This is a genomic window from Brevundimonas sp. GW460-12-10-14-LB2 (assembly GCF_001636925.1).
Lineage (GTDB): Bacteria > Pseudomonadota > Alphaproteobacteria > Caulobacterales > Caulobacteraceae > Brevundimonas > Brevundimonas vesicularis.
Genome location: NZ_CP015511.1, coordinates 2,980,330 through 2,993,820, shown reverse-complemented (window position 1 = coordinate 2,993,820; position 13,491 = coordinate 2,980,330). Strand labels below are relative to the sequence as shown.

The following is a 13,491-nucleotide window of genomic DNA, read 5'->3' as shown; positions in this document are numbered from 1 at the left end:
ACGTTTGAGACCGACATCTTCTCATGATGACAGTTGGGTGGGCTTGGCTCTGTCTATGATCGATTCTCCAGACTCCTCTCGTGCCAAAGGCGACCCAAAGGGGGAGGCAGGGCTTGAAGAAGCTCGTCTTCGCCAGCAGGCCATCGGCGTTAAGCTGCGGCATATGTTCGACGAGGTGGTCAACGAACCCGTGCCCGATGAGTTTCTCGACATTCTAAAACGCGCCGACGCCAAGGCTTCGGACGGCGCCGCATGAGCACTTCACGCCTGGGGGCCGCTCCCAAACCCGCCTCGGCCGACGACGAGGGCTTCAAGCGCGAACTGGTGCTGCTGATCCCGCATTTGCGCGCCTTCGCCCGGACCTTGACCGGCGACCCGACCGCAGCCGACGACCTGGCGCAGGACGCCATGATGAAGGCTTGGGACGCACGCGCCAGCTATCAGATGGGCACGAACATGAAGGCCTGGACCTTCATGATCCTGCGCAACCAGTTCTATTCCGAGAAGCGCCGCTCGTGGCGTCAGTCGCAACTGGATCAGGAAGCCGCCGAGAGGACCCTGGTCGCCGTGGATGATCCCGAGGCGCCCGTCGCTCTGGACGAGTTGCGTCAAGCCTTGAAGACCCTGCCCGAAGAGCAGCGCGAGGCCTTGATCCTGGTGGGCGCCGGCGGCTTCGCCTACGAAGAAGCGGCCGAAATCTGCGGCTGCGCGGTCGGCACGGTGAAGAGCCGCGTCAGCCGCGCACGGCGTGCGCTGCAAGCCACCCTGGAACGGGGCGGTTACGGCCGCGACGGCAAGGCGGCAGGCGACGCCATGCGATCGATTCTCGGTGAGGCCGACAGGCTGGCCGGCGCCCGGAGCTGATCTGCGGTGAATGAGACGACCAGGGAGACCTCACGGTCGCGGCTCGGTCGCACGTGGCGCACGGATCGCTTTCAGGGCATCCGCTTTCGTCTGGGCGCGGCCATGGCCATGGCCCTCCTGCCGATCTTCGTGCTGAGCCTGATCCAGACCCAGGCGGACTTCCAAAGACAGGCCGACGACCGGCAGGTGGACCTTCAACTGGCGGCCGAACGCAGCGCCTCCAGCGCCAAGGCCAAGCTGGACAGCGCGCAGGTGCTGTTGCGCGCGCTCAGCCCCGATGCGGTCGGCCCGTATTGCGCACCGCGCCTGACGGCGCTGGTCGGACGTCTGGAAGGCTATGAAGGTCTCTATCGCGTCAGCCCGACGGGCGAGGCGGTCTGTGCCTCGGGCCGGGCGGACGGCGTGAGATCCGGCGTGGCGCCCGCCGCCCAGGCGACCTGGTTCCAGCGGTTGCGCAATGGTGAAGAACTGGTCGTCATGCGCGCCCCCGATGGCGCCGGCTATGAAGGCGCGCTGATCGTGGCCACACGCGCCGAGCGGCCGATGGGCCGGTTCGACGGCGCTATGGTCGCCGTGATCCCCTTCTCCGCCCTGCAACCCGATGTCACGGACGCCGCGCTGCCGTCGGGCGCTCAAGCCGCCCTGACCGACGGCGCGGGTCGTATTCTGACGGCCAGCGATCCCGACGTGTTCAAACTGTCGGCCGGCGACGACATCGCGGGCTGGGTCGACCGGGCGCGCGACCAGGGATCGGCCGTGTTCGAGGCCAAGGATGCGCAGAACCAGCGCCGCGACTATGCGGGCGCGGCCCTGGCCGGCGGCGATCTTTATGCTCTGCTGTCGGCCCCGGCGCCGGGGTGGCTGTCGTGGGCGCGGCTTAATCCGATCGGCACCTTGTTGCTGCCGCTGGGCGCGTGGTTGACGGCGTTCGCGGCGGTGATGCTGCTGTCGGAGCGGATCTTCATTCGCTGGCTGGATTATCTGGAGCGGGTCGCGGCCATCTACGCCAAGGGCCGGTTCTCGGTGCGTCCGCTGCAGGCGATGAACGCCCCGTCCGAAATCCGCACCATGGCGCGCACCCTGGACGAGATGGCCGAGGCCATCACCGTGCGTGACCGCGAACTGACCGACGCTCTGGCGGAGAAGGACGCGCTGATGCGCGAAATCCATCACCGGGTGAAGAACAACCTTCAGATCATCTCGTCCCTGCTGTCGATGCAGCAGCGCGCCCTGACCGATGCGCCGGCCAAGGCGGCGCTGGGTGATACGCGCCAGCGCATCTCGGCCTTGGCCCTGATCTACCGCACCCTGTATCAGAGCAACGACATTCGCCACGCCGATGCGCGCGAGTTCCTGAACGAACTCGTGGGGCAACTGGTCGCCAGCGAGGCCGGGCGCGGACCGGTGGTCATCAGTTCGGTGGACGCCGATTCTCTGCACGTCGATCCCGACAAACTGGCGCCCCTGGCGCTGTGGCTGGTCGAGGCGGTGACAAACGCCCAGAAGCACGCCTTCGCCGGCAGCGGCGGGGAGCTGAAGGTGCGCTTCCGCGTCCAGGGCGAGAAATCGGTTCTGGAAGTCGAGGACAACGGGCCCGGCGCCCAGGCCGGCGCCGAGGTCGGGGTGGGCCGCACCCTGATGAGCGCCTTCGCCAAACAGTTGCGCGGGGAGACCGAGTTCGCCACCCCGCCCGGCGGCGGCACCATCGCCCGCATGATCTTCGCCACGCCAGAAGCGCTCGCGCCGGTCGATCCGGCGGACAAGACGCCCGGAACCGCAGCGCTGGCGTCGCGTTGATGAGGCGAGACCGGCGGAGTTTCACCCCGGCCAACCCTGGAGCTTCCCCTATGCGCAAGATTTTCGTTCTGGTCGCCGCCGCCGCCGCCCTGACCACCGCCGCCTGCAACACCGTTGAAGGCGTGGGCCGCGACACCCAGGCCGCCGGCCAGGCCGTGACCGGCGCCGCCCAAGACGCCAAGAACTAATCGACGGCCGCAGCCCAGGCTGCAGCATTCGACCGGCAAGGCCCCGCATCGTCGGGGCCTTGTTCGTTTCAGGACCGCGATAGGAGCCATCCCGTGAACCACACCGCCCGCGACGCCGGCCTCAAAATCTTACGCCAGCACGCCCTGATCGCCGGCAAGGCCATTCCGGCCAACGGCGGCGGCATCGCCGTCGATGATCCGGCGACAGGCGATGTGATCGGCCATGTCCCCGATCTGGGCGCCGCCGAGACCGAACAGGCCATCGCGGCGGCGAGCGAGACGTTCAAGACCTGGTCGCGATCCGATCCGCACGCGCGTGCGGCCTTCCTGCGCAAATGGGCGGCGCTGATCGACGACAATCTGGAGGGTCTGGGCGCCCTGATGGCGCTGGAAAACGGCAAGCCGTTCGAGGAGGCCAAGGGCGAGGTCACCTACGCCAACGGTTTCCTGAAATGGTTCGCCGGCCAGGCCGAACGGTTGATCGGCGAGACTCAGGACAGTCCGCTGGGACATCTGATCCTGACCTATCGCGAGGCGGTCGGGCCATGCGCCCTGATCACGCCCTGGAACTTCCCCGCCGCCATGCTGACGCGAAAGCTGGGGCCGGCCTTCGCGGCAGGCTGCACCGCCGTGGTCAAGCCGGCCAGCCAGACGCCCTTCACCGCCATCGCCCTGGCCGAACTGGCCTATGAAGCTGGCCTGCCGAAAGGCGCCCTGTCGATCGTCACCGGGGACGCCGCCACCATCGGCAAGGCGCTGACCGATAGCCCGGACATTCGCAAACTGTCCTTCACCGGTTCGACCGGCGTGGGCCGCAAGCTGGCCGAGCAATGCGCCGAAACGCTGAAGCGGGTGTCGATGGAGCTGGGCGGCGCGGCGCCCCTGATCGTCTTCGCCGACGCCGATTTGGATCTGGCGGTCGACGAAACCATCAAGGGCAAGTTCAGGAACTCGGGCCAGACCTGCGTCTGTCCGAACCGCGTCTATGTGGAGCGGTCGGTCGCCGAAACCTATGCCGAGAAACTGGCCGCCGAGGTGGCCAAGATCGTGGTCGGTCCCGCCTTCGACGACGGCGTGAAGGTCGGGCCGCTGATCGAGGACAAGGCCATCGACAAGGTCGAAAAACATGTGGCGGCGATCAAGGCCGACGGCGGCCGGGTCTTGACCGGCGGGTCGCGTCACGATCTGGGCGGCCGCTTCTTCCAGCCGACCGTGACCCTGGGCGGCGACGACGCCCTGTTCCGCGAGGAAGAGACGTTCGGCCCCATGATCCCCGTCTTCGCCTTCGACACCGAGGACGAGGCGCTGGAGAAGGCCAACGCCAGCGACTATGGCTTGGCCTCCTATCTGTTCACGCGCGATCTGGACCGGGCGATGCGATTCAGCCGCCGGATCGAGGCGGGTATGTGCGGGGTCAACACCGGCCTGATCTCCACCGCTGTCGCCCCGTTCGGCGGGGTCAAGCAGTCGGGCTATGGCCGCGAAGGCTCGATCCACGGCATCGACGAATATGTGGACGTCAAGACGGTGACGCTGGCGCTGAAATAGCGCCGGGTCGCCGGGCCTGTAATTCGCCGCGCTTCTGCGGCATAAGCCCGCGATGAAGTTCCTCGACCAGGCCAAGATCTATATCCGCTCCGGCAACGGCGGCGCGGGCTCCGTGTCGTTTCGACGCGAGAAATTCATTCCGAACGGCGGGCCGGACGGCGGCGACGGCGGCAAGGGCGGGGATGTCTGGATCGAGGCGGTCGACGGTCTGAACACCCTGATCGACTATCGCTATCAGCAGCATTTCAAGGCCCAGACCGGCCACCATGGCCAGGGGCGCCAGATGCACGGCGGCAAGGGCGAAGACGTGCATCTGAAGGTGCCCGTCGGCACCCAAGTGCTGGATGAGGGCAAGGAAACCGTCCTGCTGGACATGGACACGCCCGGCAAGATGGAGCTGTTGCTGAAGGGCGGCAACGGCGGCTGGGGCAATGTGCGCTTCAAGGGGCCGACCAATCAGGCGCCGACCTACGCCAACCCCGGCCAGGACGGTCAGGAACGCTGGATCTGGCTGCGGCTGAAGCTGATCGCCGACATCGGTCTGGCGGGCCTGCCCAATGCCGGCAAGTCGACCTTCCTGTCGGCCGCCAGCGCCGCCAAGCCCAAGATCGCCGACTATCCGTTCACCACCCTGGCCCCGAACCTGGGGATGGTGGACCTGTCGCCGTCCGAGCGTTTCGTCATCGCCGACATTCCCGGCCTGATCGAGGGCGCCAGCGAGGGCGCGGGATTGGGCACGCGGTTCCTGGGCCATGTCGAACGCTCGGCCAGCCTGATCCACCTGATCGACGGGACCCAGGACGACGTGGTCGAGGCCTACCGTATCATCCGGGGCGAGCTGGAAGCCTATGGCGAGGGTCTGGCGGACAAGGCCGAGATCCTGGCCCTGAACAAGATCGACGCCCTGACGCCCGAGGCGCGCGAGGAGAAGGCCGCCGAGCTGGAGGCCGTCGCCGGTCGCCGTCCCATGCTGGTGTCCGGCGTGTCGGGCGAGGGCGTACCCGCCCTGCTTCGCGCGGCCTGGGCCGAGGTGAAGAAGACGCGCGGCGCCCTGGCCGGCGACAGCGACGCGGACCAGATCAGCGGCTGGCAGCCCTGATCAGGCCTCCGCTTCGGGCACCGGTTTGGGCTTGCGGCGGGTCGATTTCGGTTTGTCGGTCGTCTTGCCCTCGTTCGCATAGGGCTCGCCGTCGCCCGACAGCAGGATCGCCATCCAGCGCGAGCCCTTGAACTCGGCCAGGATCGCCATGGCCATGACCGCCAGCGGCGTGGACAGAAACATGCCGACCACGCCCCACAGCTTGCCCCAGAAGGCCAGGGCCAGCAGCACCACGACCGGGTCGATGTTCTGGTTGTCGCCCTGCATGCGCGGCTGGATGAAGTTGCCGACAACGAACAGGATCACCTGCAAACCGACCAACAGGATGGCGGCGGGCCAATAGCTTTCGAACTGGACCAGGGCAAACAGCGGCGGCGCAAGGCCCGCGACGGCCCCGCCCAGCACGGGAATAAAGCCGACGATGAAGATGACGAAGGTCCAGAACTCGGCGTTCTGAAGCCCGACGGCCCGCATCAGGATCCAGGCGACGACGCAGATCATCGCGCCGGTCACCGACTGCACCCAGATATAGCCCTCGACCCCGCCGCGCACGCGCTGGAACACCGCGACCGCCTCGTCGCGCTGGGCCTCCGACGGGAACATGGCGACGATCTTGCGCCGGAAGCCGACTTGGGAGGCCAGGAGAAAGCCCAGATAGATCAGGACGAAGAAGGCGCCCGAGGCGATGCCCTGCACCTGGAAAGCCATGGAGGTCAGCCAGCCGCGCACATCGACGCCGTTGATCAGATCCTGCGCCGTGGGCGGATTGGCCAGGCGCACCAGCCCGTAGGCGTCGCGAATGATCTGATCGATGCGCGGGCCGATGTTCTGGGATACGCCGGACGCTTCGCCGAAGAAGCCCGCCGCCCCGTTCACGATGATGGCGATGGAGGCGAAGAAGGCCAGCACCACCAGCGTCAGGGCCGCGATCCCGGCCATGCGGCTGTTCAAGGGCGTGCGCGCCTCGACCGACCGCTTCACTCCGTCGATCATGATCAGGAGAAAGATGGCCATCGCCAGCGGCGTCAGGATGTCCCGCAGCCAGTAGATCGCCGCCCCGGCCGCCACCGTGGCGATGACGCCGAGGGCATTGCGAGCGGCGACCCAGGACGGCGTGGCGATGGGGTTTTTCATGACCGTGTTGTCGAACCGCCCGCCGTCGCCGTCAATCGCTGTTCCGAGCGCGCGGGGAACGCGCTAGACCTTTGCCCGAGCCCCATGGGAGACCCCAATGCCCGACGCCCTGCCCGGCCTGTTCCTCGGCCAGTCCGACGCCGCCCAGCCGGAAAACCTGCTGTTCAACCGCGCCAACCGCCACGGCGTCGTCGCCGGCGCGACCGGGACAGGCAAGACGGTCACGCTGCAGATCATGGCCCAGGGCTTTTCCGACGCCGGGGTGCCGGTCTTCTGCGCCGATGTGAAGGGCGACCTGTCGGGCATCTCCCAGGTCGGTGCGCCCAACGAGAAGCTGGTCGCCCGCGCGACGGAGATGGGCCTGACCCTGACGCCGCGTGCCGCCCCCACCGTCTTCTGGGACCTGTACGGGCAGAAGGGACATCCGATCCGCACCACCGTGTCGGAAATCGGTCCGGTGCTGATGGCGCGGATGCTGAACCTGAACGACGTGCAGGAGGGCGTGCTGACCGTCGTCTTCCACGTCGCGGACAAGGAAGGTCTGCTGCTGCTGGACCTCGACGATCTGAGAAGCCTGCTGGTCTATGTCGGTGAGAACGCCGAGCGGATCGGGCGCGAGGTCGGCAACGTCGCCCCCGCCTCCATCGCCGCCATCCAGCGTGCACTGTTGCAGGTCGAGCAGCAGGGCGGCGACGCCTTCTTCGGCGAACCGGCGCTGAAACTGGAAGACATGATCCGCGTCGGTCTGGACGGCCGGGGCCAGGTCAATGTGCTGGATTCGACCCGGCTGATGAACAGTCCGCGCCTGTATGCGGCCTTCCTGCTGTGGCTGCTTTCGGAGCTGTTCGAGCAGCTTCCCGAGGTGGGCGATCCGGAAAAGCCGCGCCTGGTCTTCTTCTTCGACGAAGCCCATCTGCTGTTCAACGACGCCCCGCGCGCCCTTTTGGAAAAGGTCGAACAGGTCGTGCGCCTGATCCGGTCAAAAGGCGTCGGGGTCTATTTCGTGACGCAAAATCCGGCCGATATCCCCGACAGCGTCCTGGCCCAGCTGGGCAACCGCATTCAGCACGCGCTTCGCGCCTATACGCCGTCCGAGCAGAAGGGGCTGAAGGCCGCCTCGCAGAGTTTCCGCGCCAACGCCGCCTTCGACACGGCCGAGGCCATTCAGGGTCTGGGCGTGGGCGAGGCCCTGGTGTCGGTGCTGGACGAAAAGGGCGCGCCGACCATCGTGGCCCGCACCAAGATCCGCCCGCCGGCCTCGCGCCTGGGTCCCGCGACCGATACTGAGCGCGCCGCCGTCATGGCCGCCAGCCCGGTGCGGGGCCTTTACGAGCAGGTGCTGAACCGCGAATCCGCCGCCGAAATCCTGGCCAATCGCCACAGCGCCGCCGATCAGGCTGAAGTTCAGGCCAAGGCGCAGGCCGAGGCCGACAAGGCCGCCGCCATCCAGGCCAAGGCCGATCAGAAGGCCGCCGAGGCGCAGGCGAAGGCTCAAGCTCAAGCCGAAGCGCGGGCGGCGCGCGAGGCCGCAAAGCCTGCGCGTCGGTCATCCCGCGAAACCCCGGTCGAGGCCCTGACCAAGTCGGTCCTGCGCACGGCCGGGTCGACCCTGACCCGCGAGCTGATGCGCGGTCTGCTGGGCGGGTTGAAGCGGCGCTAGGTTCTGCTCGGGTCTTGCAACGCGGCGGGGGCGAGCGCATCTCCCGCCCATGTTCATCCAGACCGAACCCACGCCCAATCCGAACGTGCTGAAGTTCCTGCCCGGCCGCGAAGTGTCGCCGACCGCCGCGCTGGAATATCGCACCATCGACGAGGCGACCGCCTCTCCGCTGGCTGAGGCCTTGTTCGAGCTGGAAGGCGTCGATGGCGTCTTCTTCGGCGCGGACTATGTTTCGGTGACCCGCCAACCGCAGGGTCCGGAGTGGTCCGAGATGAAGGCGCCGATCCTGGGCGTCGTCATGGATCACTTCGTCTCGGGTCAGGCGCTGACGCGCGGCGTTGGCGGCGAAACCGACGGCCATGCCGAGGACGACAGCGAGATCGTCGCCGAGATCAAGGCGCTGCTGGACAGCCGCATTCGCCCCGCCGTGGCCCAGGACGGCGGCGACATCCTGTTCGATTCCTTTGACGAGGCGACCGGCGTTCTGAACCTGCGGATGCGCGGCGCCTGCGCCGGCTGTCCGTCGTCGTCGGCGACCTTGAAGGCCGGGGTCGAGCAGATGATGCGCCACTATGTGCCCGAGGTGACGCGGGTCGAGCAGACCCTCTGATCCGGACGCGGTGGCGGTTCTGCGACGCGCCGCCTAGAAGACGCCCATGAGACTTCTGGTGATCGATACGGCGCTCGGCGCCTGCACGGCGGCGGTGTTCGAGGACGATCGCGCGCTCGCCATGCGCTTCGAGCCTATGACCAAGGGGCACCAGGAACGGATCGGCGGCCTGGTGCGCGACGTCATGGCCGAGGCGGGCGGCGGTTTCGACAGCCTGGACCGGATCGGCGTCACGGTCGGACCGGGCTCGTTCACCGGTCTGCGCGTCGGTCTGGCCTTTGCCCAGGGTCTGGGCGCGGCGCTGGATCGGCCGGTCGTCGGTCTGTCGGCGCTGGACGCCCTCGCCGCCTCGCTCGCCAATCAAGACGGCCCCATCGCGGCCCTGATCGATGCGCGGCGCGGTCAGGTCTATGCGCGCCTCTTCGCCGATGGTGGGCCGCTTGGTCCCGATGAAGCGTTGTCGCTGGAACAGGCCGGGCGGCGGATCGCCGACATCGGATCGGGCGTCGCCCTGGTCGGCAATGGCGCGGCGGTCGTGACCCAGGCCTTTCCCGACCTGACCTTCGCCCATCTGGACGATCGGGTCGCACCGTCTCCGGAGGCGCTGGCCCGCCTGGCCGCCGCCGCCGATCCAACGACCCATCCGCCCCGTCCGCTCTATCTGCGCGCACCCGACGCCACGCCGCCCAGCCGCCTGCCGGGCCAGCCGCGCCAGCCCGCGCCATGACGGCGGCGGACCCCGCCTCACTCGCCGCCCGGCACGCCCAGGCCTTTGCTGCGCCGTGGGGCGCCGACACCTTCGCCGATCTGTTGTCGCAGCCGGGCGTACTGGCGGTCAGCGAGCCCGACGGCTTCATCCTGATCCGGACCGTGGTCGACGAGGCGGAAATCCTGACCCTGGCCGTGGTCCCGTCCGCGCGCCGCCACGGACTGGGGCGACGTCTGGTCGAGGCGGCGGCCCTCGCTGCGGTCCAGGCCGGCGCGAGGCGGCTGTTCCTGGAGGTCGCGGACGACAATGTCGCCGCGCGCAGCCTGTATGAGGGCGCCGGGTTCGACCCGATCGGCCGCCGCAAAGCCTATTATGCGGGGGCCGACGGATCGCGGACCGATGCGGTGGTGATGAGTCGCGAGCTCTGTGCGCCTGCCGCCAACCTGACGCTTCCCTGATGCGATCCAAGCCCCTATTCTAGGCGCATGGACCGGATCGAAAAACTCTGCGCCGAGCGCGGCATGCGTATGACCGAACAGCGCCGGGTGATCGCCCGGGTGCTGTCCAACGCCGCGGACCACCCGGACGTCGAGGAGCTGTATCGCCGCGCGTCGGCCATCGATCCGCACATCTCCATCGCCACCGTCTATCGCACCGTGCGCCTGTTCGAAGAGGCGGGCGTGGTCGAGAAGCATGACTTCGGCGACGGCCGCAGCCGCTATGAAGAGGCCGGCGACGATCACCACGATCACCTGATCGACACCAAGTCGGGCGAGGTGATCGAATTCTTCGACGCCGAGATCGAGCGGCTGAAGAATGAGATCGCGGAACGGCTGGGCTTCCAGCTGATCGGCCACAAGCTGGAGCTCTACGGCGTTGCGATCGAGGGCGCCGAGCCGTCCAAGCGCGAAGGCCTGATCTTCACCCGCCATGCGGCGCGGATCGATCCCGCCGATGTGGATGCGGGCTGACGCTCGGCTTGTCGCGACGCTTGCGGGCGATCATAAGCCCACGATGACCGAGACCCTGGTTCCTCAAGTCGAGACGGCGCCCCAAAAACGTCTGTTCATCAAGACCTACGGCTGTCAGATGAACGTCTATGATAGTGAGCGCATGGCTGATGTGCTGCGCCCGCTGGGTTATGGCGTCACCGACGACGTGAAGGCCGCCGACTTCGTCATTCTGAACACCTGCCACATTCGCGAGAAGGCGGCCGAGAAGATCTACTCCGAGCTCGGCAAGCTGCGGGAGATGCGCGACATCCGGCGCGAAACCGGCGGGGATCTGACCATCGCGGTCGCCGGCTGCGTCGCCCAGGCCGAGGGCGAGGAGATCATGCGTCGCCAGCCGGCCGTCGACATCGTCGTCGGTCCCCAGGCCTATCACCAACTGCCCGAGCTTCTGACCCGCACGGCGCGGGCGCGGGGCGAGCGGATCGGCGCCGACTTCGCTCCCGACGACAAGTTCGACGCCCTGCCCGCAGCCCGGTTCACCGAGGGGCCGACCGCCTTCCTGACGGTGCAGGAGGGTTGCGACAAGTTCTGCACCTTCTGCGTCGTGCCCTATACGCGCGGCGCCGAATGGTCGCGGCCGATGGCGGCGGTGCTGGAAGAGGCGAGACAACTGGCGGATCGGGGCGTGCGCGAGGTCACCCTGCTGGGCCAGAACGTCAACGCCTATGACGGCGAGCGGCCGGACGGGCGAAAGGCGACCCTGGCCGAACTGGCCTATGCTCTGGCCGAGATCCCCGGCCTGGACCGCATCCGCTATACGACCAGCCATCCCAACGACATGGCCGATGAATTGATCGCCGCGCATGGCGATCTGGACGCCTTGATGCCCTATCTGCATCTGCCGGTTCAGGCGGGGTCGGATCGCATTTTGCGGGCGATGAACCGCAAGCACGGGCGTCAGAAATATTTCGACCTGATCGACCGGATCCGCGTCGCGCGGCCGGATATCGCCATCGCGGGCGACTTCATCGTCGGCTTCCCCGGTGAGACGGATCGGGAGTTCGAGGACACGCTGGATCTGGTGCGGCGTGTGAACTACGCCGGGGCCTTCGCCTTTGCCTATTCGCCGCGACCGGGCACGCCGGCGGCGGGCATGGGCAAACAGGTGGAGCCGAACGTCGTCAAAGACCGACTGCATCGCCTGATCGCCCTGCTGACGGAACAGCAGACCGCCTTCAACGCCGCCCAAGCCGGCCGGACGCTGAACGTGCTGTTCGACAAGACGGGACGGCACGGCCACCGTCGCCAAGCGATCGGTCGATCCCCATATCTTCAATCGGTCCACGTCGATGACGCGGATCATCTGATCGGGCAGATCGTTCCGGTTGAGATCATCGCCGGCCAGCAGAACAGTCTGTCAGGCCGGCTCATAGCAGACGGGCTCAAACAGCCGGGTCGCGCAGGCTCGGCGACAGCCCAAAAAGAAAAGGCCGCTTGATGGCGCGTGAGTCTGAATTCGTCCCCTTGAACGATGCCGAATTGCGGGCGGTCATCGGGCCGAACAGTCGCCACGTCGCCCTGATCGAGGACGCCTTCAAGGTGCTGGTCGAGGCGCCGGGCGGCGGGGTCTCCGTCAATGGCGGCGCACGCGACCGCACGGACGCCCGCCAGGTGATTGAGGATCTGGCCAAGCGCGCGGCCCTGGGCGCGGAAGTCACCGAGGCCGACGTGCGCGCAGCCCTAGGACAGGCGCGCGGCGGTCGCGGCACGCCGGGCATGGCGGCGGCGGGCGTGTCGCTGCCGGGCGGCAAGCGCGGCGCCATCGTGCCCAAGACCAAGGCGCAGGCCGCCTATCTGGACATGCTGGGCCGGTGCGAACTGAGCTTCGGCGTCGGCCCGGCGGGCACCGGCAAGACCTTTCTGGCGGCGGCCTATGGCGCATCGCTGCTGCGGCGGGGGCAGGTGGACCGACTGGTCATCACCCGCCCGGCGGTCGAGGCGGGCGAGAAGCTGGGCTTTCTGCCGGGCGATCTGAACGAAAAGGTCGACCCCTATCTGGCGCCGATCTGGGAGGCGCTGAATGACATTCTGGGAGCCGAGGACGTGCAGCGGCGTCGCGACAAGGGCGAGATCGAAGCCGCCCCGATCGCCTTCATGCGCGGCCGCACGCTCAGCCATGCCTTCGTTATCGTCGATGAGGCCCAGAACACCAGTCGTCTGCAGATGAAGATGGTGCTGACGCGCCTGGGCGAGGGTGCGCGGATGGTGGTCACGGGCGATCCGTCGCAGATCGACCTGCTGAACCCGCGCGATTCCGGCCTGGCCCACGCCCTGCGGATTCTGGACGGGGTTCAGGGTGTCGGCATCCTGAAGTTCGAGGCTTCCGACGTGGTGCGTCACGCCATGGTGGAGCGGATCGTGCGCGCCTATGACGCCGACGCCGCGCGCGGACGCCCCGCCCCGGACCTCGAAGACCCCGCATGATCGAGATTGAAGTCGAGGCCGAGGCCTGGACCGGCGCCCTGCCGGACGTCGAGGCCATCGTCGAACGCGCGGCGCAGGCCGCGCTGGGCACGGTGGAGGGCGACATCGTCGTCCTGCTGACTGACGACGCCGCCGTGCGCGAGCTGAACGGCCGATTTCGCGACAAGGACAAGCCGACCAATGTCCTGTCCTTCCCTGCGCCGGAAAACGCCTTGCCGCATCTGGGCGATATCGTCTTGGCCTACGGCGTGTGCGCGACCGAGGCCGAGACGCAAGGCAAGACCCTGGCCGATCATCTGAGCCATCTGGTCGTCCACGGCGTGCTGCACCTCTTGGGCCGCGACCACGAAGACGACGCCGAGGCCGAAGAGATGGAGGCCGAGGAGCGCGAAATCCTGGCCAAGATCGGCGTCGCCGACCCCTATATCGCCGAGCAGGACTGACC

Annotated in this window: 15 protein-coding genes; 14 read left to right on the top strand and 1 reads right to left on the bottom strand. The window is 67.7% G+C overall.

Annotated features, from left to right (window positions below; genetic code table 11):
• Window positions 1–55 precede the first annotated feature (55 nt).
• From nepR to obgE, 6 genes are all read left to right on the top strand, one after another.
• Window positions 56–256, top strand: a complete 201-nt coding sequence (gene nepR / locus A4249_RS14780) for an anti-sigma T factor NepR (RefSeq protein ID WP_066554012.1) — start codon at window positions 56–58, stop codon at window positions 254–256.
• Window positions 253–864 carry a sigma-70 family RNA polymerase sigma factor gene (locus A4249_RS14775; protein WP_055754558.1) on the top strand — a complete coding sequence of 204 codons (612 nt, stop codon included), beginning with the start codon at window positions 253–255 and terminating at the stop codon, window positions 862–864. The genes nepR and A4249_RS14775 overlap by 4 nt, the downstream gene beginning before the upstream one ends.
• 102 nt (window positions 865–966) lie before the next feature.
• Complete coding sequence (gene phyK / locus A4249_RS14770; RefSeq protein WP_066555304.1) at window positions 967–2,661, top strand: sensor histidine kinase PhyK; 1,695 nt, start codon at window positions 967–969, stop codon at window positions 2,659–2,661.
• A 50-nt stretch (window positions 2,662–2,711) separates the two neighbouring features.
• Window positions 2,712–2,849, top strand: coding sequence for an entericidin A/B family lipoprotein (locus A4249_RS14765; RefSeq protein WP_017505506.1), 138 nt, complete (start codon window positions 2,712–2,714; stop codon window positions 2,847–2,849).
• A gap of 93 nt (window positions 2,850–2,942) precedes the next feature.
• Window positions 2,943–4,397, top strand: coding sequence for an NAD-dependent succinate-semialdehyde dehydrogenase (locus A4249_RS14760; protein WP_066554009.1), 1,455 nt, complete (start codon window positions 2,943–2,945; stop codon window positions 4,395–4,397).
• A gap of 52 nt (window positions 4,398–4,449) precedes the next feature.
• Window positions 4,450–5,496, top strand: coding sequence for a GTPase ObgE (obgE, locus tag A4249_RS14755; RefSeq protein WP_066554007.1), 1,047 nt, complete (start codon window positions 4,450–4,452; stop codon window positions 5,494–5,496).
• On the opposite strand, the gene A4249_RS14750 is transcribed toward obgE, so the two are convergent.
• Window positions 5,497–6,630: an AI-2E family transporter gene (locus A4249_RS14750; protein ID WP_066554005.1), complete on the bottom strand. Its 1,134-nt coding sequence runs from the start codon at window positions 6,628–6,630 to the stop codon at window positions 5,497–5,499.
• A 97-nt stretch (window positions 6,631–6,727) separates the two neighbouring features.
• On the opposite strand from A4249_RS14750, the gene A4249_RS14745 reads away from it, so the two are divergent.
• From A4249_RS14745 to ybeY, 8 genes are read left to right on the top strand one after another with little or no spacing between them, the layout of a single operon-like run.
• Window positions 6,728–8,290, top strand: coding sequence for a helicase HerA-like domain-containing protein (locus A4249_RS14745; protein ID WP_066553998.1), 1,563 nt, complete (start codon window positions 6,728–6,730; stop codon window positions 8,288–8,290).
• Between the two features lie 49 nt (window positions 8,291–8,339).
• A complete protein-coding gene (locus tag A4249_RS14740) occupies window positions 8,340–8,900 on the top strand; it encodes a NifU family protein (protein WP_066553987.1) in 561 nt (186 codons plus the stop codon).
• Window positions 8,901–8,946: 46 nt separating this feature from the next.
• Complete coding sequence (gene tsaB, locus A4249_RS14735) at window positions 8,947–9,627, top strand: tRNA (adenosine(37)-N6)-threonylcarbamoyltransferase complex dimerization subunit type 1 TsaB (RefSeq protein ID WP_066553984.1); 681 nt, start codon at window positions 8,947–8,949, stop codon at window positions 9,625–9,627.
• Window positions 9,624–10,067 carry a GNAT family N-acetyltransferase gene (locus A4249_RS14730; RefSeq protein ID WP_066553981.1) on the top strand — a complete coding sequence of 148 codons (444 nt, stop codon included), beginning with the start codon at window positions 9,624–9,626 and terminating at the stop codon, window positions 10,065–10,067. The genes tsaB and A4249_RS14730 overlap by 4 nt, the downstream gene beginning before the upstream one ends.
• A 27-nt stretch (window positions 10,068–10,094) precedes the next feature.
• Window positions 10,095–10,580, top strand: a complete 486-nt coding sequence (locus A4249_RS14725; protein WP_055808861.1) for a Fur family transcriptional regulator — start codon at window positions 10,095–10,097, stop codon at window positions 10,578–10,580.
• 43 nt (window positions 10,581–10,623) lie between these two features.
• A complete protein-coding gene (gene miaB, locus A4249_RS14720) occupies window positions 10,624–12,060 on the top strand; it encodes a tRNA (N6-isopentenyl adenosine(37)-C2)-methylthiotransferase MiaB (RefSeq protein ID WP_066555301.1) in 1,437 nt (478 codons plus the stop codon).
• Window positions 12,060–13,046: a PhoH family protein gene (locus tag A4249_RS14715; RefSeq protein ID WP_055754567.1), complete on the top strand. Its 987-nt coding sequence runs from the start codon at window positions 12,060–12,062 to the stop codon at window positions 13,044–13,046. Before miaB ends, A4249_RS14715 begins: the two co-directional genes overlap by 1 nt.
• Entirely contained in the window at window positions 13,043–13,489 is a 447-nt protein-coding gene (gene ybeY / locus A4249_RS14710; RefSeq protein WP_066553979.1) for an rRNA maturation RNase YbeY, read from the top strand. The genes A4249_RS14715 and ybeY overlap by 4 nt, the downstream gene beginning before the upstream one ends.
• Window positions 13,490–13,491: the final 2 nt, after the last annotated feature.

Bases quoted from the DNA above. Each gene is read 5' to 3' on its own strand.
- nepR (WP_066554012.1), top strand. From the start codon at position 56: ATGATCGATTCTCCAGACTCCTCTCGTGCCAAAGGCGACCCAAAGGGG.
- A4249_RS14775 (WP_055754558.1), top strand. From the start codon at position 253: ATGAGCACTTCACGCCTGGGGGCCGCTCCCAAACCCGCCTCGGCCGAC.
- phyK (WP_066555304.1), top strand. From the start codon at position 967: ATGGCCATGGCCCTCCTGCCGATCTTCGTGCTGAGCCTGATCCAGACC.
- A4249_RS14765 (WP_017505506.1), top strand. From the start codon at position 2,712: ATGCGCAAGATTTTCGTTCTGGTCGCCGCCGCCGCCGCCCTGACCACC.
- obgE (WP_066554007.1), top strand. From the start codon at position 4,450: ATGAAGTTCCTCGACCAGGCCAAGATCTATATCCGCTCCGGCAACGGC.
- A4249_RS14750 (WP_066554005.1), bottom strand. From the start codon at position 6,630: ATGAAAAACCCCATCGCCACGCCGTCCTGGGTCGCCGCTCGCAATGCC.
- A4249_RS14745 (WP_066553998.1), top strand. From the start codon at position 6,728: ATGCCCGACGCCCTGCCCGGCCTGTTCCTCGGCCAGTCCGACGCCGCC.
- A4249_RS14740 (WP_066553987.1), top strand. From the start codon at position 8,340: ATGTTCATCCAGACCGAACCCACGCCCAATCCGAACGTGCTGAAGTTC.
- tsaB (WP_066553984.1), top strand. From the start codon at position 8,947: ATGAGACTTCTGGTGATCGATACGGCGCTCGGCGCCTGCACGGCGGCG.
- A4249_RS14730 (WP_066553981.1), top strand. From the start codon at position 9,624: ATGACGGCGGCGGACCCCGCCTCACTCGCCGCCCGGCACGCCCAGGCC.
- A4249_RS14725 (WP_055808861.1), top strand. From the start codon at position 10,095: ATGGACCGGATCGAAAAACTCTGCGCCGAGCGCGGCATGCGTATGACC.
- miaB (WP_066555301.1), top strand. From the start codon at position 10,624: ATGACCGAGACCCTGGTTCCTCAAGTCGAGACGGCGCCCCAAAAACGT.
- A4249_RS14715 (WP_055754567.1), top strand. From the start codon at position 12,060: ATGGCGCGTGAGTCTGAATTCGTCCCCTTGAACGATGCCGAATTGCGG.
- ybeY (WP_066553979.1), top strand. From the start codon at position 13,043: ATGATCGAGATTGAAGTCGAGGCCGAGGCCTGGACCGGCGCCCTGCCG.